General features: G+C 68.3%; 20 protein-coding genes and 2 pseudogenes. 9 read left to right on the top strand and 13 right to left on the bottom strand.

All coding sequences use genetic code 11. The annotated features are described in order from the left end of the window. Positions 1 to 5: 5 nt before the first annotated feature. Genes ACFQ9K_RS43660 through eccD form a run of 4 tightly spaced genes read right to left on the bottom strand, consistent with a single transcriptional unit; the run spans position 6 to position 7,235 of the window. Positions 6 to 308: a hypothetical protein gene (locus ACFQ9K_RS43660; protein WP_378984505.1), complete on the bottom strand. Its 303-nt coding sequence runs from the start codon at positions 306 to 308 to the stop codon at positions 6 to 8. 26 nt (positions 309 to 334) lie between these two features. After that, complete coding sequence (gene eccCa / locus ACFQ9K_RS43655) at positions 335 to 4,375, bottom strand: type VII secretion protein EccCa (RefSeq protein WP_378722382.1); 4,041 nt, start codon at positions 4,373 to 4,375, stop codon at positions 335 to 337. Between the two features lie 12 nt (positions 4,376 to 4,387). Next, positions 4,388 to 5,788: a type VII secretion-associated serine protease mycosin gene (gene mycP / locus ACFQ9K_RS43650; protein WP_378722381.1), complete on the bottom strand. Its 1,401-nt coding sequence runs from the start codon at positions 5,786 to 5,788 to the stop codon at positions 4,388 to 4,390. After that, positions 5,781 to 7,235, bottom strand: a complete 1,455-nt coding sequence (eccD, locus tag ACFQ9K_RS43645) for a type VII secretion integral membrane protein EccD (RefSeq protein ID WP_378722384.1) — start codon at positions 7,233 to 7,235, stop codon at positions 5,781 to 5,783. The genes mycP and eccD overlap by 8 nt, the downstream gene beginning before the upstream one ends. Positions 7,236 to 7,466: 231 nt before the next feature. Here eccD and eccA point away from each other — a divergent pair, with 231 nt between their 5' ends. The 5 genes and pseudogenes from eccA (at position 7,467) to ACFQ9K_RS43620 (ending at position 13,437) form a co-directional block, all read left to right on the top strand. Further along, positions 7,467 to 9,287 (top strand): type VII secretion AAA-ATPase EccA, encoded by a 1,821-nt coding sequence (gene eccA / locus ACFQ9K_RS43640; protein ID WP_378722380.1) that lies wholly within the window; start codon positions 7,467 to 7,469, stop codon positions 9,285 to 9,287. Positions 9,288 to 9,490: 203 nt separating this feature from the next. Further along, the gene (locus tag ACFQ9K_RS43635; protein ID WP_378722379.1) at positions 9,491 to 11,182 is read left to right on the top strand and encodes a protein-arginine deiminase domain-containing protein; all 1,692 of its coding nucleotides are present in this window, start codon (positions 9,491 to 9,493) and stop codon (positions 11,180 to 11,182) included. 22 nt (positions 11,183 to 11,204) lie between these two features. After that, positions 11,205 to 11,507: pseudogene (locus ACFQ9K_RS43630) on the top strand (MerR family transcriptional regulator); the annotation flags it as partial. 182 nt (positions 11,508 to 11,689) lie between these two features. Continuing rightward, complete coding sequence (locus ACFQ9K_RS43625; protein ID WP_378722378.1) at positions 11,690 to 12,340, top strand: response regulator; 651 nt, start codon at positions 11,690 to 11,692, stop codon at positions 12,338 to 12,340. After that, complete coding sequence (locus ACFQ9K_RS43620) at positions 12,337 to 13,437, top strand: sensor histidine kinase (RefSeq protein ID WP_378722377.1); 1,101 nt, start codon at positions 12,337 to 12,339, stop codon at positions 13,435 to 13,437. The genes ACFQ9K_RS43625 and ACFQ9K_RS43620 overlap by 4 nt, the downstream gene beginning before the upstream one ends. 26 nt (positions 13,438 to 13,463) lie before the next feature. Here the strand turns inward: ACFQ9K_RS43620 and ACFQ9K_RS43615 are convergent, their stop codons facing one another. From ACFQ9K_RS43615 to ACFQ9K_RS43595, 5 genes are all read right to left on the bottom strand, one after another. Next, positions 13,464 to 13,979, bottom strand: coding sequence for a pyridoxamine 5'-phosphate oxidase family protein (locus ACFQ9K_RS43615; RefSeq protein WP_378722376.1), 516 nt, complete (start codon positions 13,977 to 13,979; stop codon positions 13,464 to 13,466). A 56-nt stretch (positions 13,980 to 14,035) separates the two neighbouring features. Continuing rightward, positions 14,036 to 15,100: a glycoside hydrolase family 3 N-terminal domain-containing protein gene (locus ACFQ9K_RS43610; protein ID WP_378984502.1), complete on the bottom strand. Its 1,065-nt coding sequence runs from the start codon at positions 15,098 to 15,100 to the stop codon at positions 14,036 to 14,038. Positions 15,101 to 15,360: 260 nt separating this feature from the next. Continuing rightward, the gene (locus ACFQ9K_RS43605; RefSeq protein WP_378722374.1) at positions 15,361 to 16,593 is read right to left on the bottom strand and encodes a dipeptidase; all 1,233 of its coding nucleotides are present in this window, start codon (positions 16,591 to 16,593) and stop codon (positions 15,361 to 15,363) included. A 41-nt stretch (positions 16,594 to 16,634) separates the two neighbouring features. Then, the gene (locus ACFQ9K_RS43600; RefSeq protein ID WP_378722372.1) at positions 16,635 to 17,981 is read right to left on the bottom strand and encodes an FAD-binding oxidoreductase; all 1,347 of its coding nucleotides are present in this window, start codon (positions 17,979 to 17,981) and stop codon (positions 16,635 to 16,637) included. Between the two features lie 95 nt (positions 17,982 to 18,076). After that, positions 18,077 to 18,460, bottom strand: a complete 384-nt coding sequence (locus ACFQ9K_RS43595) for a hypothetical protein (protein ID WP_378722371.1) — start codon at positions 18,458 to 18,460, stop codon at positions 18,077 to 18,079. Positions 18,461 to 18,668: 208 nt separating this feature from the next. Between ACFQ9K_RS43595 and ACFQ9K_RS43590 the strand changes: the two genes are divergently transcribed. After that, positions 18,669 to 19,112, top strand: coding sequence for a pyridoxamine 5'-phosphate oxidase (locus ACFQ9K_RS43590; protein ID WP_378722370.1), 444 nt, complete (start codon positions 18,669 to 18,671; stop codon positions 19,110 to 19,112). A 27-nt stretch (positions 19,113 to 19,139) separates the two neighbouring features. Here ACFQ9K_RS43590 and ACFQ9K_RS43585 read toward each other — a convergent pair whose 3' ends face one another. Further along, positions 19,140 to 20,015, bottom strand: a complete 876-nt coding sequence (locus ACFQ9K_RS43585; protein WP_378722369.1) for a hypothetical protein — start codon at positions 20,013 to 20,015, stop codon at positions 19,140 to 19,142. Between the two features lie 230 nt (positions 20,016 to 20,245). Between ACFQ9K_RS43585 and ACFQ9K_RS43580 the strand changes: the two genes are divergently transcribed. Next, on the top strand, positions 20,246 to 21,307 hold the full coding sequence (locus ACFQ9K_RS43580) for an MCE family protein (protein WP_378722367.1): 1,062 nt from the start codon (positions 20,246 to 20,248) through the stop codon (positions 21,305 to 21,307). 64 nt (positions 21,308 to 21,371) lie between these two features. On the opposite strand, the gene ACFQ9K_RS43575 is transcribed toward ACFQ9K_RS43580, so the two are convergent. Together ACFQ9K_RS43575 and ACFQ9K_RS43570 are read right to left on the bottom strand one after the other, a co-directional pair. Further along, positions 21,372 to 21,971 (bottom strand): ABC transporter permease, encoded by a 600-nt coding sequence (locus ACFQ9K_RS43575; protein ID WP_378722366.1) that lies wholly within the window; start codon positions 21,969 to 21,971, stop codon positions 21,372 to 21,374. A 49-nt stretch (positions 21,972 to 22,020) separates the two neighbouring features. Next, positions 22,021 to 23,052, bottom strand: a complete 1,032-nt coding sequence (locus ACFQ9K_RS43570) for a medium chain dehydrogenase/reductase family protein (protein ID WP_378722365.1) — start codon at positions 23,050 to 23,052, stop codon at positions 22,021 to 22,023. A 105-nt stretch (positions 23,053 to 23,157) separates the two neighbouring features. Here ACFQ9K_RS43570 and ACFQ9K_RS43565 point away from each other — a divergent pair, with 105 nt between their 5' ends. Then, positions 23,158 to 23,802 (top strand): TetR/AcrR family transcriptional regulator, encoded by a 645-nt coding sequence (locus tag ACFQ9K_RS43565; protein WP_378722363.1) that lies wholly within the window; start codon positions 23,158 to 23,160, stop codon positions 23,800 to 23,802. 161 nt (positions 23,803 to 23,963) lie between these two features. Beyond that, positions 23,964 to 24,173: a hypothetical protein gene (locus ACFQ9K_RS43560; protein ID WP_378722362.1), complete on the top strand. Its 210-nt coding sequence runs from the start codon at positions 23,964 to 23,966 to the stop codon at positions 24,171 to 24,173. A gap of 29 nt (positions 24,174 to 24,202) precedes the next feature. Here the strand turns inward: ACFQ9K_RS43560 and ACFQ9K_RS43555 are convergent. After that, positions 24,203 to 24,529 (bottom strand): annotated as a pseudogene (locus ACFQ9K_RS43555) (esterase family protein); the annotation flags it as partial.

The following is a 24,529-nucleotide window of genomic DNA, read 5'->3' as shown; positions in this document are numbered from 1 at the left end:
CGGTATCAGCCGCGGCCGTCCTGGTATTCGGTGGCCCGACGCCGCATTTCGGCGCGCTGCTCCGGGGTCAGCAGGCTGTGCGGCGCGGCTTCCTCGCGCCGCCGGAAGCCCGGTCGCGCGAGCAGCGAATCCAGCAGCAGCACCGGCAGATCCGCCGGTGGCACGGTGTATCGCCCGGCGGCATCGACGTCACGATGATCGATCACCACGCACACCGGACCGACCGCCACGACCCGAGCGCCGTCGCCCCGCTCGGCCACGATCCGGGCCGAGGCGTCCTGCGGCGGGGAAACGTTCGACTCGTCCATCAGGTATTCGTCTCTCTCGCAGTCGTTCATGCCGGTGGCAGGTGGCAGATCTGGACCAGTTCGCGTCCGCGCGTCCGCGACACCAGCACGCCGCGACCCGGCGGATACTGTGCCGGTCGCACGTCGCCGAGCAGCACACCCTCGTCCTTGGGGATGCTCATCAGCAGGCCGTCGACCGACATGTCCTTCAACGGCCCGAGCACCTGGTCGTAGAGCGCGCGGGACGCGCCGCCGGCCCGGCGGGCGATGATCACGTGCAGGCCGATGTCGCGCGCCTGCGGCAGCAGATCCATCAGCGGCAGCAGGGGATTGTTCGAGGCGACCATGTCGTAGTCGTCGACGATCACATAAACCTCGGGCCCGCTCCACCAGCTGCGCTCGCGCAGCTGGGTCGGCGTGATGTCGGTGCCAGGCATCCGCTTGGAAACGAATCCGGCCACCTCCTTCAGCGTCGGCACCGAGGTCTGCGCCGAGGTGGAGTAACCGGCCAGGTGCGGGCCCTCGATCGCGCCGAGCATGGTCCGGCGGTAGTCGACCAGGATGATGCGGGCCTGATCCGGCGTGGAATTCTCGACGATGCCCTGTGCGATATTGCGCAGCAGCGTGGTCTTGCCGCAGCCCACGTCGGCGAAGACCAGCAGGTGCGGCTGCTCCTCGAAGTCGAGCACCAGCGGCGCGAGCTCGGATTCGCTCAGCCCGATCAGCACCCGCCGATGGTCGAGCCGCGTGTCCTGCGCCCGCGCGGTCTCCAGCACCTGTTCGCGGTCGAGTTCCAGCGGGAGCATGCGCACCGTGGGCGCGTGCCGACCGGGATAGAGCTCGGCCAGTTCGGCTTTCGCCGCGGCGACGCCCTCGGCGAGGGTGTTCGGGTCGACGGCGGTGTCCAGCCGCGGCAGCGCGATCAGCATGTGCAGCTTCTCCGCGGTCATGCCGCGGCCCGGCCGGTTGATCGGAACCCCCACCGCCGCACGGCGATCCATCTCGGAGTCCGACGGGTCGCCGAGGCGCAGCTCGATCCGGGTGCCGATCTGGTCCTTGACCGCCGGTCGGATCTCGCCCCAGCGGTTCGCGCCGAGCATGAGATGGATGCCGTAGGACAGCCCGCGCGCGGCCAGCACCAGCACCTGACCCTCGATCAGCTCGAACTCCTCACGGAAGGCGGCCCAGCCGTCGATGACCAGGAAGACGTCGCCGAACAGGTCGGCCGAGAGCGGATGCGCGGCCCGCTCGTCGGCGGGCAGCTCGGCGAGCTCGGCCTTCATCGCGCGGAACGCGCGCATGTTCTCGATGCCCAGTTCGAGGAAGCGGGCCTCGCGCCTGCGCAGCAATGTGCTGAGTTCGGCGACCGTGCGGCGGACCCGATCACTTTCCAGCCGCCCCGCGGCCGATCCGACGTGCGGCAGGCCGTTGAGTGCCGACAGCGCACCGCCGCCGAAATCCAGGCAGTAGAACTGTACCTGCTCCGGGGTGTGCGTCGCGGCCGCGGCCATGATGATCGTGCGCATGGTGGTGGACTTGCCCGACTGAGGTCCGCCTACCACCGCCACATTGCCCTGTGCACCGGCCAGGTCGATGGTGAGCACGTCACGCCGCTGCTCGTACGGCTTGTCGACGATGCCGATCGGCAGCCACAGCGTGCTCTGCTGGGTGCACGCCGAACGCCAATCCGGTTCGGGCAGTAGCATATCCACGCTGGGCGAGACGTCGAGGGGCGGTAGCCACACCTCGTGCGCCCGGTTGCCGTGCCCGGTCAGCCGCCCGACCACCACCTGAAGCAGCGACTGCTCCGGGCCGGCGGGCGGCGTCTCAGCGAGCAGTGCCGCCAGATCCGGCAGCTCCACCTCGACCGGTGCCGCCTCGGTGGCGGTCGGCTGCGTACGGAGCGCGACGGCGGCGGTGAACAGATCGACGACCCCGGCCGAGGTCGGAGCCGGTGCTCCGGCCGCCCGGCCGGCGACCGGTGGAACGTAGGGGCCGGACACGTAGGTCGCGTTGAACCGCAACGGATCCGAGGCATCGCTCTTCAGGTACCCGGCGCCGGGATTGCCCGGCAGATGGTAGGCGTCGGTGATCCCCAGCACCTGCCGGGATTCGCCGGCGGAGAAGGTGCGCAGGCCGATCCGGTAGGACAGGTGCGAATCCAGGCCGCGCAGCCGGTTCTCCTCCAGCCGCTGCGAGGCCAGCAGCAGGTGTACCCGCAGCGAACGGCCCAGCCGGCCGATCATCACGAACAGTTCGGCGAAATCTGGCTTCTGCGAGAGCAATTCGGAGAATTCGTCGACGATGATGAACAGTGCGGGAAGCGGATCGAGCTGCGCGCCGTTGGCCCTTGCCTTCTCGTATTCGGTGACATTGGCGAAGTTTCCGGCCGCGCGCAGCAGTTCCTGGCGGCGGTTCAGCTCGCCGGCCAGCGCGTCGCGCATGCGGTCCACCATCGAGAGTTCTTCCTCGAGGTTGGTGATGACCGCCGACACATGCGGCAGCGGATCGAGGCCGAGAAACGTTGCGCCACCTTTGAAGTCGACCAGCACCAGATTCAGCAGGTCCGGTGAGTGGGTGGTCACCATCGACAGCACCAGCGTGCGCAGGAACTCCGATTTACCCGAACCCGTCGCGCCGATGCACAATCCGTGCGGGCCCATGCCGCTCTCCGCGGATTCCTTGATGTCGATCTCGACCCGGGTGCCGTCGGGCGTGACGCCGATCGGTACCCGCAATCGCTCGCGCGCGGACCGAGGCCGCCATACGTCGTCCGGCTCGATGGTGGCCGCGTCGGCGATGCCGAGCATCGACATCAGGCCGGGGTCGCCGCCGAGATCCGCGCCGAGATCGACGATCTGGGCGCTGGTGGCGATCCGGTAGCGAGACACCCCGCGCGCGAAGGTCGCGGCCACCTCCAGGCTCAACCGGTCCGGATCGGCGAAGTTCTGCACCGAGCCGCCGGTGCGCGCGCCGATCACGGTCTCCTCGACCACCAGCTGCAAACCCCGGCGGACCGCGAGGCCGGTCTGCGGCGCGGTCAGGTCCAGCACGGTCACCGAGTCGAGACCGGCGTCGCTGATGGTGCGTTCGGAACCGCTGACGTAACCGTCATCGATCACCACCACGACGTGCAACCGGCCGGGCGTCGGTGGCGCGTTGCGCAGGAATCGGCCGCGTTCGAGCAGTTCCTCGGCCAGCGCGGTCTCCAGCTCCGACAACGACTCGTACAGCATGCGGGCCGTGCCGATTCGGTCGGTGTCGCGCGGATGCTGGAGGTGCGGAAGCCATTTCGTCCAGCGCCAGGCCGCCGCGTCCGGATCGGCGGTGACGATCGCGAACACCATGCTGTCCGGACCGTGAAAAGTGGCCAATTCCATCAGCATCGAGCGCAGCAGGGCACGGCCGTGCGCACGCGGGCCCTCGATATTGACCGCGGGAAACGCGCGCAACGAAATAGCGGTCGGTAGACCGTGCACGACCGAGTGGGTGCGCACGAACCGGCGCAGCGCCACCGTCGCCACCGGTTCCAGATCCTCGAGCGGAACCGTCTCCGGCCGCGCCAGTTTGGTGGCGAGCCGGTGGCTGCCCACGCCGACCCGCACATGACCGAAGTCCGGGTCGCCGGGCCTGCGCTCCCACATCCGCCGGGTGCCGATGAGTGCGTGCAGGTCGATCGGGTGCGGGTGGCTCCAGATCAGCGCCGCGCGCTGGGCGGTCCCGGTGCCGCGAACGTCGCGGCGCAGCTGGTCCAGGTAGCGGAAGTAGTCCTTGCGTTCCTCGTTGAGCTCGGCGGCCTTCTTCCCGCCGCCACCGCCGCGTCCGGCGAACATGCCGACCATCGACATCAGCATCATCATCGGGAACATCATGGCGAGCGGATTGGTCAGCATGGCCTTGCCGCTCATGGTGAACATCAGCGCCATCATCCCGACCATGGCGACCACCATGACCAGCGGCAACAACCGTTGCCAGAGCGGGGCGGGCACCGGCGCGGTGATCTCCGGCGGCGCGTTGAGCACTACCTCGCCGCCCGGCGGGCGCGGCGGCGCGATCCGGGCCAGCCGGATGAAACCTTGCGTACTCATGGCTGGTCCTCGTCAGTTGTCGCCCGGCAGGGCGAGCCGTTCGCGCTGTTTGCGCCGGAAGGGGATCGACAGGGTCAACAGGATCGCGAGCGCCGCCAGACAGCCTGCGGCACCGGCGATTCCGATGCGGCGCGGCCAGGGATCCGGTATCGGTGCCGGGGTGGGGGCGGCGATCGGTTTGCCCGCCGCGGGGTCGAGTCCCGAAGGGGGCGGCAACACCGCGGTGAGCGCGGCGACCGGGTCGATCATGCCCGCCCCGATGCGCGCGTCGCGACCGCTGCCCGGTGCGTGTGCGGTGCCGACGATGCGATCCATCACCTGCCCGGCGGACAGGTCGGGAAAGCGGGACCGAACCAGGGCGACGAGTCCCGCGACGAAGGCGCTGGCGAAGCTGGTGCCGTTGACCGGGGCTACCCGGCCGTCCGCCTGCGGCGTGCCGTTGACCAGGCCGGTGCCGCCGGGCGCGCTATCCAGCGACATCAGGTTGCTGCCCGGTGCGGCGACGGAAACCCAGGGCCCGTACAGGCTGAACGACGACGGCGACCCGTCGGCCTCGACCGAGGCGACCGACAGGACATAGGGGGAGAACCACGCCGGGGTGGCGATCGTCTGCACGGAATCCCAACCGGCAGTGCCGTTCTGGTCCTTGCAGGCGCCCTGGGACTGCACGTTGCCCGCTGCCGTGACCACCACGACGTTGTGGTCGTAGGCATATTTCAGCGCCGCGCCGAGCGCGCCGTCCAGCGGACCGGTGCCGGCCGGTCGGCAGGACACGGCCGAGATGTTGATGACGGAGGCGTGCAGGTCGACCGCGTGCACGACCGCGCTGGCCAGCGTATCGACGGTGCCGTAGCCGCCGGCCGACATGCCGCCGGGTTCCGCTCTGCCGTAGTTGTTCTTGGCCTGGTAGGCCAGGCTGGTCTGCCGGATGGCGAGCACGGCCGCCTGGGGCGCGACGCCGGCGAAGCCGTCGGCGCCGTCGGCGGCCGGATGTCCCGCGATGAGGCCGGCCACGAGGGTGCCGTGCCCGTCGCAGTCGGCGGTGCCGTCGGAATCGGCGACGTAGTCGCCGCCCGGCTCGACGGTCAAGCGTGGATGCCGATTGACGCCGGTATCTATCACCGCGACGGTTTGCCCTGCGCCCCGGCTGAATTCCCACGCGTGGTCGAGAGCGAGCGCCTTCTGCGCCGCGGGTATTCCGACCGGTGCGGAGCCGGTCCAGATCGGCTGGGAACACAGCAGCCGCTGCTCCGACGGGGTCGGCGGCGCGACCGGCGCGCCGATGACCAGCAGTCCCGGGTCCACCTCCGGCGGCGTAACACCCTGCGCGGCACCGGATGCCGACAGGGCCAACAGGACTGTCATCGCGGCGGCGGCGAATCCGGATTTGCGAGACAGGCCGGGTTCAGCCATTGCGCGCCATGGCGTAGACATCGATGATCCAGAACGTCAGCGGGCCGATCGCGCAGATCAGCGCGTACTCCAGGATTTCACCCGCCCGCTGCACCACCGGCGAGATCTCCAGGTTCGGACCGGCCACGCCGACCAGCATGGCCAGCGCCGCGACCAGCAGCAGCACCCCCGCCGCGGGCAGCGCCGCGTCCGCCAGCCGCACGCCCCACAGCACCGCAGGCGGGATGAGCGCCGCACAACCACCCAGCACCAGCACCGAGGCCTGGGTCAGGTCGGAGAAGGCCCGTCCGCGCCGGGCCAGCACGATGCCCACCGACGCGGCGAGCGCCGCGCACTGCCAGCGATGCTCGGTGGCCGTGGCGACCGTCATGATCGTGGCGAACACGGTGACCGTGACGATGCCGATGATCATCCCGGACTGGTAGTCGTTGGCCAGCCGAGACCGCAGGCCGAGGCCGGCCGCCGACGGGATCGACGTCGCGCCGATCGCCCCGATGCCCTCGATGGTCGGCCGGGGTTCGTGGTCGCGCGGGTCGATCGCGCCGCCCGCGGTCGGTACCGGCGGCACCGGCAACCGGGCCGCCGCCACCGCGATCCGCGGGGCCAGGGTGATGCCGAGCAGCCCGATCAGAATGATCGCCGCCGCCGACTTCGACGGCGCCACCTGCCATATTGTCGAGGCGGCCGCGGCGCCGGTGCCGAACGTCGCGATGGTGATCACCGCCGTGAACATGGTCGGCCGCACCCGGATCGCGCGCATTGCGATCACCGAAAGCAGCAGCGCGGCAGTGCAACTCAGCAGAACGTGCGGTGCACCGAGCGGACCGGGCACGATCGCCGCCGCACCGCTGGCCAGCAACAGCAGGCCGCACAGGGCCAGCACGGTCGCGGGCAGCGTGGCGGCGTATATCCGGGCGACGAGTGCGGCGCCGATCAGCGTCAGCAAGCCCGCGCCGAGCCCCGAAGCGCCGGCCGGGACGCCCAACCCGTGGGCCGCCGCGAACAGCAGCAGGAAGCACGCGCCGGCCACGGCGGCGATCGCGCCTGCCAATCCCGCCCGTCCCGCCGACTCGGCGGTCCAACCGCGAAAAGCGTTGTCGGTCAACCGCGCTACCGCATCGATCACGTCATCGAAGAGAGCGGGCGACTCCACCGAGTCCACCGCGCGCAGCACCAGCAGGTCGCCGTCGAACACCTCGGCCTCGGTCAGTGTGCGCACCGGATCGATCGCGGACCGGCCGAGCCGGCTCAGCGTCCAGTGCTGCGCCGCCAGCGGGCTGTTGTCGTCGTTCTCGGACAGGTCCGGATTGCGGGAAGCGATGAGCGCCACCAGATCCGGGATGAAGTTGGCGATCGGGACGGCGGCGGGCAGCGCGACGTCCACCTGGGTGTTGTCGCCGATCACCGAGACCCGGCACAGTTGCGGCTCGATCGCCGTTGACTCCATCACGCTGACGACTCCCGAATTCCCTGGTTCCGACGTTCGGGAAGGTAGCCAATCGGCCGGTACCACGGCACCTGCCGAGCGGGGAGTTCGCCTCGCCGTAACCGCTGGCGCGCAACGACATGCGGTTTTCCGCGCCCGGTCGGCGCGCCCGGTGAACTGCCGATGAATGCGCGGTGGGCGCGGACCACGCCCGATATGCGACGACCGTGTCCGGCCGCTACGTTGCCCGGCATGTCAGCCAATCGGCAAGCGCAACAGATCTTCGACGCGGGCGTGCTGTCGTTGGGCTTGATGGTCGACGGCCAGCAAGCCGCCAAGAACCTCGAATACGCCAAGGTAGCCTTCCGCCGGGCGACCGAGCTCGACCCGGAGATGTGTGATGCCTGGTTGGGCCGCGTCGCCGCCGGTGACGTGAGCCAGGAGGTGCTGCGTCAGCTGCACCGGACCTCGGCTACTTCGCTGATGCGCGAGCAGCGCCGGCTCGGGTTGCCGCCACGGCAGTTGGCCGGCCGGTTCCAGATCGGCCAGTACATCGACTACCCGATCGCGAGTCTCACCGAGATCTGGATCGCACAGGCGATGCACCTGTTGCAGGACAAGGAATTCGAAGCGGCACACCAGGTGCTGGACGGCCTCGACGAGCGGCGCCGCCTGCTGGCCGACGACCCGGATCGCGCGATCGATGACCAGATCTGTGCCTACGCGCGCGGCGTGCTGTACTTCACCGCCCAGCTGTGGCCGGACGTGATGGCGGTGCTGGCCGGCTCGGCGGAATGGCAGGACCAGTACATGGCCTCGGGCGCGCACGTAATGGTCGGCACCGCGTGCGCGCACCTCGGATTGTTCGGCGAGGGGACGCGGCGGCTGGAACTGGCCGAGCGCGGCCCGATTCCGGCGGCCAGGATCGCCGCCATGTACTGCCGTGGCCTGGCGTTGCGCGAACAGGGCAACGAGGAGGAGGCGCGGGCGCTGTTCGAGACGGTCTACACCCAGGTCCCGGAGTTCGCGTCGAACGCGCAGGCCATGCACGACCCCAAGTTCCGCATCGTGGTCACCACCCGCGAGCAGATCGAATCCCGCACCGACCGTTGGGATCCGGCGTCCGCGCCGTCGCTGGCCGAGGCCGCCGAGGAGGAGCAGCAGCACCGGGCCGAGGTGGTGCTGGCCACCGCCCGCAAGGAACTCGACGCCCAGATCGGCCTCGGTGCGGTGAAGGTTCAGGTGGCCAAGTTGCAGTCCTCGGCCACCCTGGCCAAAGTCCGGGCGGAGAAGGGGCTCACCAGCATGCCGCGCGGGCAGCACCTGGCCTTCACCGGCCCGCCCGGCACCGGCAAGACCACCATCGCCAGGGTGGTGGCGAAGATCTACTGCGGGCTCGGCCTGCTCAAGACCGACAATGTGGTGGAGGCCAAGCGCTCCGATTTCGTCGGCCAGCACCTGGGTTCGACGGCGATCAAGTCGAATTCGCTGATCGACTCGGCCATGGACGGCGTGCTCTTCGTGGACGAGGCGTACACGCTGATCCAGACCGGACTGTCCGGCGGTGACGCCTTCGGCCGCGAGGCGGTGGACACCCTGCTGGCCAGGATGGAGAACGACCGCGACCGCCTGGTCGTCATCATCGCCGGCTATGACGGCGAGATCGATCGGTTCCTGGCCAGCAACGACGGCCTGGCATCCCGCTTCGCGAAACGGGTCAAGTTCGATTCGTACTCGCCGGACGAACTCTGCGACATCGGCCGATTCATCGCGGACAGGCGTGATTCCGCGGTATCGGACGCGGCGATCGATCTCCTGCGCACCGCCTGCACCGACCTCTACCACGCCGAGGGCACCGATCAGAGCGGACTGCCCCGCCGCGGCATCGACATCGCAGGCAACGGCCGCTTCATCCGCAACATCATCGAGGGCGCCGAGGAGGAGCGCGAATACCGGCTGGCCATGGACGACAGCCTGGACCTGCGGTCGCTCGACGAAGCCACGCTGATGCGGATCGAGGCCGATGACATGCGGAAGGCGTTGGAGGTCGTGCTCGCGACGTTGGCGCTCTGACTCGGGTGAGACGAAGAATTCGGCCGAGCGTTCGGCCTGCGGCGGTAGCCGACCGGCGGTGATTCAGGGGCTGGTCGGACCCCCTTTTTCAGCCATTCGGCGGGGCGTAATGCGGGTCGCTCGTCGGTAGCGTCGGCACGGTGAATCAGCAAACGATATTCGGCCCGGTATATCGTAGGATCTGGTTGATCGCCGGCGTTGCCGTGTTGGTCCTGACAGGTTGTTCGGCAACGGCGGAGGATCGGCTCGTCGCCGATATTCGCGCCGATACCAATCGAGACGGCGTGGTCGACGGGAAAGATGTCGGCGCCGGAATCGAAAAAGGTAAGTGGACCGCCGAATACGGCGCGATCGTGCTCCCGAACATCGGCGATGTGGCGCGGCGTTGCCCATCGAGCCGAAGCCAGGTCTCCGACGCCGAACTCGCCGGGTGTCACGACGCGGCCGACGATGCCGCGCGCGCACCGGACTACCTGGCCCCCATGATGACCATGCCGGTCGGGCGCGGCGTCGACGGCATGACCGGCGGGGTGGCACCGGTAGGCGTCGGCGCCGACAAGATCCGCGTCTTCGTCAAACGGCAAGACTCCTGGATCAGACTGGGATCCGAGGACAGTCTGACCGAAGCCGAATTGCGCGACGGCGCCACCCTGGGCGTCGACTCGCGAGATGTCGTGCGCGACCGGGCGGTCTGGGACGGCTCCGTCACCATTCGGTTCACCGTCCGCACCGGCGGCCGAACGGTCACCGACGATATCGCCCTTCGCGTGGCTCCGGTCCTCCTGCACAGTCACAACCAGAACGCCGAGGCGTTGGTGATCCCGTCGAGCGACAACGACCCGGCGTATGACCGGTTCGTCGGCGACCTGACCACGGCCGCGCGAGCCGGTGGCGTGACCGCGCCGCTGATCAGGATGGACACCGACGACACCTGGGCGCAGGACTTCGTCGAGTTCGGCTACGTATCGATGCCGGGGCCGGGCGGAAAGACCGTTTCGCTGCGCGTCGCGATTCGCTCGCCGCAACCCGAGCGTGCAGGCGGCAGGTCCGTATTCGATCTGCGCGGTCCCGGTATGGGCGTGATCCAGATCGGCGGCGCCGGTGATCGGCACGTGGATTCGTTCGGTAATGTCGAGACCATCCCGCCCTATACCCACAACGGGAACGAGTTTCCGCAGGGCCGGGTGATCATCGGCACCGGCAACCGCAACGACGCCGCCACCGGCAGCCCGGAATTGCAGAAATTCTTTGCCGCCCAGCAGATTCAGCCGCCATTGACCTTGGACACCACCTGGCTCGTGGTCGGCCACGTCGACGAATTCATCCAGTTCCTGCCTGCTCCGTCCGGTCGAGGATGGCGGCCGGCGGTCTCCGATCCGCGGCGCGGGCTCGAGCTGCTGCGTGCGCAGCAACGAGCCGGTCACGGTGCGGAACGGGCGTTCTCCCACCCGGGCGCACCCGACCGGACCATCGACAACGTCCTGGCCGACCAGCGCTTCGTCGCCGACAACGAATTCGCGGCCCGCAAGATCGACGAGAACGTGCAGCGCGTGTCCCAGGAGACCGGCACGAAACCCGAAGACTTCGTGCGCATTCCAGGTCTCTACGAGCTCTCCGTCGGCATCGACGACGAACCGGACGCGCTGGTGAGCTTCTACCCGGGCGCCGTCAACGGGGTGCTGATCAACGCGGCGAACTACATCGCGCCGCGGCAATGGGGTCCGGTCGTCGACGGGCGGGACATCTTCGAGACCGCGGTCACCGAGGCCTACCGCTCCGCCGGAGTATCGGTGCGCTACGTCGACGAGTGGGAAACGCTGCACGTCGGGGGCGGCGAAATACACTGCGGCACGAATGCGCTGCGGCAGACCGGCAATCTTCCGATCGCCCGGTGATCCTCGGGCAGGAGTGGATACCGTGGCTTGGAGCACCCGCAGGCTCGCCGAACTCGCCGGCACCAGCATCCGCACCGTGCGGCACTATCACGACCTCGGCCTGCTGGCCGAACCCGAACGCCAGCGCAACGGCTACAAGCGCTACGACGAGACCCACCTGGCTCGCCTGCGACGGGTCAAATACCTTGCCGATCTGGGCTTCTCACTGGCCCAGATCGGCCGGATGGACGAGTCGGGACCGTCCGAACAATCCGTGCGCGCCCTGGACGCCGACCTCGCCGCGACCATCGAACGGCTGCAATGGATGCGCGCCGAACTGGCCCGGACGCTGCGCCCGGCCGAGCCGCCGTCGCGCCCCGTCGCGCCCGCCCTCCAGCCGACCGGATGACGACCCCCGCCGTGCGGCTGGAACACCCGCGCCGGACGGCCGCTATTGGTGATCCGCGCTAGCCACTCGGCCGCTGCCGGGGCAACCTGGGCGGAGATCTCGTTGATGAAAGTGTGCTCATGATCCGCGTGGCAATAGTGGACGACGAGGCGCTCGTGCGATCGGGTTTCACGCTGATCCTCGGCGCCGCCGACGACATCGAAGTCGTCGTCGCCAGCGATGGCGTGGGCGCGCTGTCCGCGATTCGGGCCGCGGCACCGCAGGTCGTGCTGCTCGATATCCGGATGCCGAATGTCGACGGGCTGCACATTCTGTCGAAACTGCTCGAGGCGCCGCAGCCGCCGACCGTGGCCATGCTGACCACGTTCGCCGCGGACGAGTACATCGCCGACGCATTGCGCAGGGGCGCTTCCGGTTTCATCCTCAAGGACACCGAGCCGCAGCACCTCGGCGCGATGGTCAGGGCGCTGGCCGGCGGGGCAGTGGTGCTGTCGCCCAAGGTGACCAAGGCGGTGGTCGAAAGCTATCTCGACCCGATCGACACCGGGGCGCCCGAGCTGGTGCGGCGGCTGACCGATCGGGAACGCGACATCGTCGTGCTCATCGCGGACGGCCTGTCCAACGCGGACATCGGTGTGCGCCTGCATGTGAGCATGGGGACCGTAAAAGATTCCGTCAGTGCGATTTTCGCCAAACTCGACATCAGCACCCGGGTGCAGGCGGCGCTGATCGCCGAGCGGGCCGGCCTCCTTCGCGCCGACCTGCCATGAGCGGCCGCGAACGGGTCCTGCCCGTCGCCGTCGACCTGGTTCTGGCCGCGATCGGGGCCTTCGATGTCTGGTGCAATCGCGATGTGCCCCTTGCCATGTGGGAGATCGGCGTCGCGCTGCTCACCGCGGCGGCGTTGCTCGTGCGCCGGTATGCGCCGATCGTCGCGTTCGCATGCACGCTGCCGGGGACGATACTGGTCGGGGCGCTGCTGGCGCCGATGGCGGCGCTGTACTCGGTGGCGCGCGGCGCGGCGCCGCGGTGGATCGTCGCGGTGTTCGCCGTTCTGCTCGGGTCCTCCTGTCTGTACACCTCGCCCACCGGCGACTTCCGGTTGAGCGATCTCGAATTCCTGCTCCATCAAATAATTTTCGCCACGCTGGTCGGCGCGGGCCCGGCGGCGCTCGGGTGGCTGGTGGCGACGCGACACCGGCTGGCCCGGCAGATGGACGAGATCGATCGTGTCTACGCGCACGAACGCGAGCTGCAGGTGGCGGCCGCGCGGGATCGCGAACGCGCCGAACTGGCCAGGGAGATGCACGATGTGGTGTCGCATCAGGTGAGTCTCATCGCGGTGCAGGCCGGGGCCTTGCAGATGGTGAGCTCCGACGTCGACGCCCGCTCGGCCGCGGAGGTGATTCGCAAGCTCAGCGTCAACACCCTGGATGAACTGCGGCACATGGTGAAGGTCCTGCGCGCCCCCGCCGCGGCGGGGGAGATCAGTCCGCAGCCGTCCATCGATCAGCTTCCGGCGCTGCTGAGCAGCAGCGCCGTACCGATCGAACTGATCGGCGAGCTGCCGTCGAATCTGACGCCGGCCGGCGAGCGTGCCATCTACCGCACCATCCAGGAGGCGCTGACCAACGTGCACAAGCACGCCCCCGGCGCGGCCGTGACCATCGCCTCCGCCCACACGGATCGTGCTGTGACAGTGTCGATTACGAACGCTGAGTCCGACGCGCCGCCGGTCGATCTGCCCGGCGCGGGCTCCGGTCTCGCCGGTCTACGCCAACGCGCGCAACTGCTCGGCGGAACGGTGACGGCACACGCACTGCCGGACGGCGGCTGGATCGTGCGTCTCCAATTGCCCCGCCCCTGAGCACCGAGATGGCCTGCCGGTCGCTGCTAGTGCCTGGGCAATTCGGCCGATACCGGCACCGGGGGTGGTCCGAGCACGGCAACGCGGGGCGTGAAGTTGGTCGGGAATTCGGCGCCGTCGAGGACCTGAACGCGCTCGGGATCCAGCCGCAACAGGGAGAATTTCGGGCTGGCGGGGCCGTCGGGGGTGAACAGGCGTAGGTCGTAACCGAGCGGCGGCGGAGTCGTCATGAACAGATCCCAGATCCGGTGCTTCACCGCCACGTCCTCGACCCAGGTGGCGACCGCCTCGCCCTGCACGACATGCTGCGCCGGGCTCCAATAGGAAAACGCCACAACCGGATTGGCCGCCAGATGCCGGGCCTTCACCGGTGTCTTACCGGTCGCGATCCAGCCGACCGGGCGGCCGTCGCGCATCTCCCAGAGCGGATGCAGGATCCGGGACCGCGGGCGGCCGTCGCCGCTCACCGAAGTGACTGTGCACCACACGATCTCCTGAGTGAATCGAAAGAAATCGGCTTGGATCGCCTCGAATGCCGCCATCGGCACCTCCTGGACTTGTTCGATGATGTCTGCCCGGCCGGTCGGTCTCGCGTTGGTCACCCGAGTCCGGCGCGCAGGGCATCGACGCGGCCGACGGCCGCGCGGAAGGCCGCCGGATCGAGCCGGCCGCTGGTATAGGCCTCGGCCAAAGCCGTTGTGGCGTCGCGACCTTGGTTGAGGTCGCGGGCCGAGCACAGGATCAGGTCCAGTCCGGCGGCCGCGGCGGTCACCGCGCGTTGCCCGGTGTCGCCGAATGCGCTCAGCGCGCCGGCTTCCAGCGCATCGGTGATGGTCACACCACGGAAGCCGGTGCGGCCGCGCAACTCCTGGTTGACGATCGTGGCCGACAGACCGGCCGGGCGGTCCGCGTCCAGGGCCGGGTAGACGGCCCAGGACATCATCACCAGCTTGACTCCCGCGACCACGGCCACCGAGTACGGGACCTCGTCGCGCGACCACAGCGTGGACCGGCTCACCGGAAGCGTGACCGGGCCGAGGTCAGTGTTCGCGTCGGCCGGAGCGGAGCCGAGGCCGGGAAAGTGCTTGGCCGTGGCCGCGATACCGGTGGACTGCTGAGCCGCGATGAACGCCGAGCCGAGCGCGGCCACGACCAGCGGGTTGTCACTGTAGGAGCGTTGAGTACGGTCGATGAAGTTGCCAGGCGTGTCGTAGACATCGAGCACCGGTGCGAGATTCACGTTCATCCCCGCCCCGCGCAGGGTGTTTCCCGCGCCGAACCCCGTGCTGACCGCGGTCCCGAGCGAATTCGCGGACTGGCCGACCTGCTTCGCCGAAAGCACCGGCTCGCCCGGCAGCCGCCGCACCAGCCCACCCTCCTGGTCCGTCATCAACAACAGCGGTGCCGAGATCGGACTCTCGGCCTGGGCCCGCCGCAACCGGGCGACCACCCCGGCGATCTGCTCGGTACTCGCGATGTTCTCACCGAAGAAGATCACTCCAGCCGCCCACCCGGCCCGGATATCGTCGAACAACGATTCCGGTGGAACCAGCCCCGGATACGAATAGATCACCCGCTGCCCGGCCAATTGCTCCGCCGTCAACCCGGGCGTCGCCCCGGCCGACACCCCCGCGAACCCCGCAGCCACCAAGAACAACGCCACAACGGCCGCGAAGCACCCTCGAAAACGACTCCTGCTCCAGCTAATCGGTTGCGCCATAACGGAACTCCCTATCACCCGACTGACCCCATGATCCCGCACCTGACCGCTCGGCGGGCCGACTTCACTCCTTTCGGCGCCGCGTGGCGGGCGATCGCCGTCACCCCGCCCGGCCGGGGACCGGCATCGGCGCGTCGGTGATCAGTCGCGCGTCCTGCGGGCCGCGCGCCGAGCCGCACAGCGGTCCTTGCGCTTACGTGGGATCAGGCATCCGCCTGGCTGGAAGGTTCATTGCGGCGTATCGCGGCACTGTCGAGCTGGTCGATGGTGGCGATGGATGGTTTACGGCTGCGCTGCAGGCTTTTCGCTACCTCTTCCGCGTCGCGAAGGACACGGACGGCGTTGTGCCAGGTCAGTTTTCCGATATCGGAGTCGGACCAGCCGCGGCCGAGTAGTTCGGCGATCAGACCCGGGTAGCCGGCGACATCACCGAGATCCGAGGGCAGGTAATCGGTGCCGTCGAAGTCGCCGCCGAGACCGATGTGGTCGATGCCGACGATGTCGCGCACGTGATCGAGATGATCGGCCACCGCCGCCGATGTCACCCGCGGGCGCGGGTGAGTGGCCTCGAACCGCCCGCGGCATGCCATCGCCTCCGGCGACCAGTCCATCCGGTGGAACCCTTGGCTCAGCACGTATTCGTCGGCCGCGGCCGCCCAATCCTTGGCGGCGGGCGCCAGGAAGTACGCGACGAACGCGGTCATCGCGACGCCGCCGTTCGCGGGCAGCGTGGCCAGGACATCGTCGGGGATATTGCGCGGGTGGTCGCAGATCGCACGGGCGCAGGAGTGCGAGAAGATCACCGGTGCTTCGGAAACCGCGATCGCCGCGCGCATGGTGTCGGGCGAGACGTGCGACAGATCGACCAGCATGCCGACGCGGTTCATCTCCCGCACGACCTCTTCGCCGAAGGCGGTCAGTCCACCGGCCTTCGGTTCATCGGTGGCCGAATCCGCCCACGGCACGTTGTCGTTGTGCGTGAGGGTCAGGTACCGAACGCCGAGCTGATGCAGGGTGCGCAGCGTCGCGAGCGAGCTGTTGATGCTGTGCCCGCCCTCGGCGCCGATCAACGAGGCGATCCGGCCCGCCGCGCGCGCGGCCTCCATATCGTCGGCGGTGGCGGCCGATTGCAGCCGATCGGGGAAGCGATCGATCAGCGCCCGGACGAAGTCGATCTGTTCGAGGGTGGCGCTGACGGCGGTGTCGCCGGTCAAGCTGCTCGGTACGTACACCGACCAGAATTGCGCGCCCACGCCGCCGGCCCGGAGCCGGTCGAGATCGGTGTGCAGGCGTCCGGTCTGATCGGTCGCCAGATCGATGGCGTCGAGATCGTATCCGGCCTCGGTGCGCATGGCCCAGGGCAGATCGTTGTGGCCGTCCACCACCGGGGTGTCGCGGAGGATGGCGCGTGCTCGATCGAGATGAGGAGAAGTCACGTCTCCGTTCTATCCGCGCGGCGCACGGGTGTCGACTGCGTTTACGCGTCGAACACCTTCCCGGGATTGAACAGACCGAGGGGGTCGAGCGTGCGCTTGATCGCGATCATGAGATCGACGGCCGCGCCGTGCTCCTCGCGCAGGTACCTCTTCTTGGTGAGGCCGATGCCGTGCTCGCCGGTCGCGGTTCCGCCGACGGCGAGTGCGTGATGCACCAGGCGGGCGGAGAAGTCTTGCACCGCAGCATAATTGAGGTCGGTGTAGGGGACGATGGTGTGCACATTGCCGTCGCCGATGTGCCCGGCCACGCTGACGTCCAAGCCGAGCTCCGCCCCGGTCCGGGTCGCGGTGTCGACCGCGGCGGCGAGTTGTGCGTAGGGGACGGCGGTGTCGGTCACCAGGAATCGACTGCCCGGGTGGCGTGCCTTGAGCGCGAAGAAGAGGTTGTGCCGGTCCTCCCAGAGCGCGTGCCGCTCGGTGTGGCTGCGTGCGGCCGCGATATCGAGGGCGTTGTGGGCCCGCACGATCCGCTGGATCTCCTGCTCCTCGGCAGCGCCCGCCGGCTCGGACGAGGATTCGATATCGATGAACAAGGCCGGTGTCTCGGCGTAGCCGGCGTTGCGAAACTCGTTGAGCGCGATCATGCCCGGCGCGTCCACCAGCTCCAGCCTGCTCACCGGCAGCGCCGCGCCGATCATGTCCAGCGCGGCATCGACGGCGGCGGACACGGTGGGGAACGAAACGCGCAGCGAGCGTATCCATTCCGGAATCGGATGCAGGCGAACGGTCAGTTCGGTGATGATGCCGAGCGTCCCGGCGGAGCCGATGAGCAGGTCCTTGAGGTCGTAGCCGCTGGACGACTTGCGGACCGCACGGCCGAGTCGCACGATTGTGCCGTCGGCGAGAACCGCCTGCAGGGCAAGCACATTCGCATGCATGCCGCCGTAGCGCACGGTGGTGGTGCCGCTGGCATTGGTCGCGGCCATTCCGCCGAGGGAAGCGTCGGCGCCGGGGTCGACCGTGAATTGCAGACCTGATTCCGCGGTCGCCGCGTTGAGTTGGGTGCGGGTGACGCCGGGTTGTACCGTCGCGGTGAAATCGACGGGGGAGATGCCCAGAATCGAATTCGCCTGGGACAGGTCGACGATCAGCTCGTTGCCCTGCGCGAGCAGATGCCCTTCCAGGCTGGTTCCGGCGCCGCGGGAGATGAGCGGAGTTCGCGTCGCCCGCGCCCAGCGGACCAGCGCGGCCACCTCGTCCGCATCGGCCGGGTAGGCGACTCCGGCCGGTCGTTGCCCGGCCTGCCCGGTCTCGTCGACCGTGAACTGGTCGAGAACCGCGGGGCGCGTGTCGATCTCGATGGGCGGACCGTCGAACGAGATGGTCATCGTGCTCCTCCATCCGGGCGTGGCTCGAAGCCGGTGCCCGCATGGTAGGTCTCGCGTATCGGCCCTCGCCAGCGATCGAGGTCAGTCGACCGGGGTCAGGGGGTGTCCAGCGCGGTCGCGGGAACACCGTAGGGCAGGAAGCGCACGCGCCGCCGTTCGTCGGTGTTGTCCCGATGTGCGCGCAGGGCCTCGAGCTCGCTCGGGAACACCTGCTCGATCCTGGCCTCGCCGTCGTCGACGATGCTGTAGATGACCCACACCCCGCTGCCGGTCTCGCCGGTGGTCTCGTCCTCCGGTTTCGTCGTCCGCGGCCGCTCCGGCTGCACGAACTGACCGAACAGCGACGCCAGCGTGTTCACGCCGCTGCGATCGACGTACTCGCCCGCCTTTCCGAGGAGGTCGCGGATTTCGATCCCCGCCTCCCGCAGCGCGCGTTCGAATTCTTCCGGACCGATCCCAAAAGGTTTATCGGATGCCATCACAGTGCTCCTGGGGGTGAATTCAGCGCTTTGCCCCAGTGTCCTCGCGTAACCACCATTTCGCCACGACCGGGCGCGGTACGCGGGGTCAGCCGGCTATTCGACGAACTCGCACGCGGCCTGTTCACCGGCTACGGTCACCGCGCGGCGGGCACCGGGCGGGCGCTACCCCACGGACCGGACGCGTCCGGTCCGTAGACTCTCCTCCGTGACCGATATCGCGGACTTTGCTCGGCTGATCGACGGCGATCATGGCCTCTGTGTCGTCTCCACCTCGCGTGCCGACGGCACCGTGCACTCCTCGCTGGTGAACGCGGGTGTGCTGGCCCATCCGCAGACCGGTGAGCAGGTGGTGGGGATGGTGATCCGCGGTGGCACAAGGAAATTGGAGAACCTGCGGGCGCGAGCGCGGATGACGGTGGTCGCGCGGGTCGGGTGGGCCTGGGCGGCGGTCGAGGGGCCGGTATGGATCGTGGGCCCCGACGACGAGGCGCCGGGTATCGACGGTGAACGGTTGCGAGTGCTGCTTCGCGAGGTGTTCACCGCGGCGGGCGGCACGCACGATGACTGGGACGAGTACGACCGGGTAATGGCCGCCGATCGCCGCGCGGTCGTTCTCGTCACCCCGGAGCGCATGTACGGGAACGGCTGAGAAGCCGCTTCCGACAGGTGGATTCGACTATCCACTGCCGCCGCGGTAGATGGTCGGCATGGAATTGAGGTCGGCGAAGTTGAGTTTGTTCTGGCCGTCGGTGCCGAACCAGGCGACGTAGGTGACCCCGTTGATGGTCGCGACCGCGGGCGGCCACGGGCTGGTATCGGCGAATTTCCAGCGCTCGGTCTGGTTCTCGTCGAGATTGTCGACACCGAATAGCAGGTACATATTGGTGTTCTTGCCGGTATATCCCGCCACATAGCGGCCACCGAGGGTGAACAGATTCGGGCCACCGATGAGCCGATCGGTGAAAGTAGCCCTGGTCGGCGGGACGTTGACGCCGATGTAGCGCGCGTTCAGATTGTTCGCGCTGTCCATGCCCGTCCAGGCCAGCAGCACACCCCTGGACTGATGGATCACCAATCCCGGTGTATCGATGCTGTATTCGGTGGGCTGCGGCGACCTGCCATAACTGCTGAACGGCGGATTCTGCGACTGCACCGCGCAGAGGCTCAGGTCGCGCTGCGCGGTGTAGCTCAACCACATCGACACGTTGTCGGACTGCATCGCCGGTCCGCCGATCGGCGCCTCCAGCCACTCCCGCCGATCCTGATAGTCGAAACCGTTGTTCGACCAGGCGAGCCACATCTTGCCGTCGGTGCGGGCGTAACCGAGGTACAGCAGGCCGGTCTGGGCGTGTGCCGCCAGCGACGGGCGCTGCAAGCTGAAATCCGCCGGCAGCGGTTTCGCATTCACCACGCCGTCGGTTTCCATGCCCGATGCGGTGTACATGGTGCCGCTTTGCGTCGACCACACCATGACCAGCCGGTTGTTGTACACCGCCAATGCGGGCGCGGCGGCGGGTTGGTTGGATGGCCACACTGTGCGTCCGGTGAACATGAGTGCCCCCATTCGTCGCGGAGTTCGAGCCCTTGGCGGGAGCGTAGGTTCGGCGTCCCGTGAAGTCAGGACTTCGTGTCACCCAGCGGACCGCTGCTCTTGGGCGTTGGTCCAGTTGACCCTTCAATTCCGCCGCGTCGGGCATCGTCCCGCTGGTAATGTCCGAGCCATGGCGAGGGGAGTTGACGGTGCCCGGGAGACCCGAAACACTCGACATACGAAGGACTTTCATGGTCGTGGTGACGGCGGCCCTGGTGGCGATCAGCACCGGGTGCGGTCTCACGGTGGACAGGCTGCCGCTGCCCATGCCGGGTGTCGGCGGCGAGACCTACACGATCCACGCGGTGTTCGAGAGCGCGCTGAATCTGCCGGACCGGGCCAAGGTGAAGATCGGCGGTTCCGACGTCGGGGTGGTCTCCGGCATCAGGACCAAGAACTTCCAGGCGATCGTCGACCTGACCATCCGCAAGGATATCGAGCTCCCCGAGGGCAGCACCGCCGAGTTGCGGCAGGCGGCTCCGCTCGAGGATATGTTCGTCGCGGTGTCGAGGCCGAGAGCCGGACCGGGCGTGCGGATACTCGGCGACGGAGACACGATCGGCCCGGACCAGACCTCCGCGGGGGCGACCGTCGAGCAGCTGCTGATCACGGTCTCGCTGCTGTTCGACGGTGGTGGCCTGGTGCGGCTCGGCAAGCTGACCTCGGAGCTGGACTCGATCGTCGGTGGACGCGGCGGTGAGCTGTCCCGGCTGATCGCCGAAATGACCGGCGTGGTCGATGGTTTGCACGCCAACAGCGCGAAAGTCGATGGCGTACTGCGGGAGTTCAGCACGCTGGCGAACACGGTAGCGGCTCGCCGGGTAGAGCTCGGTGCGGTGGCCGACACGCTGCCTCGGCTGATCGGCTCGATCGCCGAAAACAACCGGGCCGTCGCCGATTTGCTGACCAAGGTGTCGATCACGACGGCCGCGCTCGGCGACTACGCGAACACCACCGGCAGCCAACTCGGCACCCTCCTGGTCAACACCCGTCAGCTGATGAGCGCACTCGCCGCGACCGGCGACAACTTCGAACTCCTCTTCGATCGACTGCACACGATCACGCCCAAGCTCGACGCGGCCGTCCGAGGCAAGAGCTATGCCTTCTTCTTCACCGCGACCAACCTCGATCTGAGTGCCCTGACCGACCCCCACGGCGGTTTCCCGGACCTGCGCGACCTCCAGAACTTCGCCGGCAGCGTGCTTCAGGTATTGCAACTCGTACAGGGCCGAGTACAGGGCGGGCACCGATGACAGCGGAATGTCCGGAGCTTGTGGGACTCCGGACATTCGGGTTCGGTCGATGGGGCAACGGTTTTCAGCGCAACGCCGCGAGCCGGCGACGTTCGAGGACGGTCGCGACGGCGTAGCCGCCTCCGCCACCGAGGGTGAGCACCCAGAACAGGTTGGGGGTGCCGAGCAGGAGTGCGCCGGTGGATACCAGGGCGAGCCACGTGCCGAGGCAGTAGTGCAGGACATTGCGGCGGGCGGCGCCTTCGCCGAGGTAGAGCAGGCCGACGATGAGACCGGAGCCGACGGGCCAGAGCACGCCTTGCAGGTCGGGTCGGTCCAGCAGGGAGGTGATGCCGGTGATGACGAGGAACAGGGCGGCGAACGCGCTGGCCCAGGAGACGCCGAGCAGCTTGCCGGACAGGACATCCGGGGCGTCGGCAGCGCGCTGAGCACGCAGCGCGGCCAGGGTCGCGAACACGGTGCCGGCGGCGAGGCCGGCGCCGAGCAGAGCCATCGGCAGCCAGCCCGGCAGGCCGAGCGCCGGATCGGAACCTTTCGACAATGCTGCGGCGCCGTGGCCGAACACGTACGCGAACGCGAAGCTGAGATAGGTGGCGCGGTTGTCGACCTCGCCGGGCCGGTCGAGGACGGGGACGGGCGGAGCGGAGAGGGTCATGGTGGCCATCGCTGAATTCCTTTGATTATGAACAGGGTTGAACTGACTGGGTGATCGGCTATACGGTGATGACGACCTTGCCCGCGACCGTGCGCGATTCGGCGAGCGCGAGCGCTTGCGCGGCGTCGGCGAGCGGGAACTGCGCGGCGATCTGCGGGGTCAATACGCCGTCGGCAAGCAGTCGCAGCACCTCGACCAGGTCCTCGTGCAACCGATTGCGGAACGCGGTGAGCCGGCGCTTGCCCGCCCAGAAGTTGTAGAAGTGCGCGCTCTTGCCATTGGGCAGGTAGTTCCAGGCGGCCAGCCGCGCGAACGACTTCAGCACCGGCAGTTGGGAATTGCCGTCCTCGTCCTTGGTCGCCGCGGTGCCGTAGGACACCAGCGTGCCGCCCTTGCGCAGCAGCGCCCAGGACTGAGCCAGGCCGGCGCCGCCGACATGGTCGAACACGGCGTCGGCACCGTCCGGCGCGAGCTGCCGAATACGCTGGTACATCTCCGGGTCCCGGTAGTCCACCGGGATCGCGCCCAGCTCGCGGATCATCTCGTGATGCCGGGGCGAGGCCGTGCCGATCACCCGGATGCCGGCGTGCCTGGCCAACTGCACCAGGGTCGAACCGACGCCACCGTTGGCGCCGAGCACCACGATCGTCGCGCCGCTCGGCACCGCGGCCATCCGGTGCAGCATCTGCCAGGCGGTGATCCCGTTGACCACGACCGTCTCCGCGGCGGCCGAGGTGACGCCGTCCGGGATCGGCACCAGGTCCGCGGCGTCGATCAGCAGGTGGCTGGCCCAGCCGCCGACCTTGACCACCGCGGCGTACCGGCGGCCGATCATCGCGGAATCGACCCCAGGGCCGACTGCGGTCACGGTGCCGACCACGTCGTAACCGGGAACGAAGGGGAACGGGGGCTGGTCGTAGTACTTGCCGCGGCGCATCTGCTGCTCGGCGAAGGACACGCCGGTCGCGTCCATCCGCAGGACGACCTGGCCGGTGCGGGGCGCGGACAGATCGCGGGTTCGGAGCAGCAGGCCGGTCGCCTCGACCTTGCCTGGCAGCACTACCTCGGTGGTCACAGTGGTGGTGTTCATGATGTTCTCCGCGCTCAGTAGGTGGTTACGTCCGTAAACATACACACGTTAGCTTTGCGGAATCAAGGGGTAACGCAGATAAGTTTTCAGGTGTAAGTTGACGGTATGGCAGACAACTTGACCGAGTCTCCCGCTCGCGTACGCAACCGCCGCGGGGAAGGCGCCCGCCTGCGCGACGAGATCGTGGCCGCGGCCGTCGAGGTGCTCGATGAAACAGGCGACGAGAAGGCCGTCACGCTGCGATCCGTCGCGCGGCGCGTCGGGATCGCCGCGCCCTCGATCTACCGGCATTTTCCCGATCAGCCGACCATCATGCTGGCGGTGGTGCAGCAGGCGTTCGCCGAACTCGAGCAACACCTGCGCACGGCGCTGGCCGCGACGGGCGACGATCCGCGGGAGCGCCTGTTCGTGCTCTGCCATGCGTACCTGGAGTTCGCCGAGCACTATCCGCAGCGCTACCGCACCATGTTCGGCGGCCTGTGGATGCCCGCGCTGGACGACACCACGCTGACCGAGGCCGAGGTCGCCTCGCTCGGCGACGTAACCCTGCACCTGCTCACCGGTCTGCTGCAGGACTGCGTCGATGCCGGTCAGGCCACCAGCGACGATCTGTCCGCCGACACCATCGGGCTATGGCTCGGCCTGCACGGGCTCGCGCATCAGCGCGCGGCGACCGTCGCGTTTCCGTGGCCGCCGGATATCGCGGACCGCATGATCACCGCGCTGGCGCACATGAAAACGACGCCCTGACCGTGCAACTGCCACGGTGGCAGGGCAACTGCCAAGATCGTTGTCGGTCTTGGCGGCGGTCGGCGTCGTCGCGTTACGCTCACCTGGCGGCCGTCGAAAATGACTTTCCGACAACGTATTCCGAGGTCATGTAAATGAAAACGCTGTTTCGCGTAGGGGTTATGGCCGTCGTCGCCGGTGCGGGCTGTGCGGTAATCGCCGGGCCGGCGCAGGCGGATGTTTGGCAGGATACGGTGTGCGGCCACGGATATCACTACGGCCAGCACGTCAACATCGGCGGGCAGGACTGGAAGATCACCGCCGAGAACAGCAACGGAAGCGAGTACATCCTGCGCGACGGCTACGACCGGCAGGTCAGTGTTCGCTGCTGAGTAGCGGATTCGGGCCGCGAATCCTCGCCCTATCGCTTGCCTAGGGCCGCTTCGAATTGGGGCCAGGAGTTGTGCAGGTCCTGCTCCCAGTAGCCCCAGGAGTGCGTACCGATCGGGCGGAAGTCGAAGGTGGCGGGAATGCCCAACTGCTCGAAGCGATCTCGCAGCTGATGGGTGCACACATTCATGACGGCTTCGAGCGGAGAGCCGAACAGCAGCTGCCAGGTCGATTGGATCAGGTCGCCGTGCAATGCGGCCGGTGTGTCGAGTGGTCCTGGTTGTCCGGTGCCGGTGCTGATGTAGAGGGTGGTGTGGTGGAGGTCTTGGGCGTGGAGGTAGGGGTCGTTGGCGGCCCA

This window comes from Nocardia sp. NPDC056564, assembly GCF_042793755.1.
Taxonomy (GTDB): domain Bacteria; phylum Actinomycetota; class Actinomycetes; order Mycobacteriales; family Mycobacteriaceae; genus Nocardia.
This window is presented reverse-complemented; position numbering and strand designations above follow the sequence as displayed.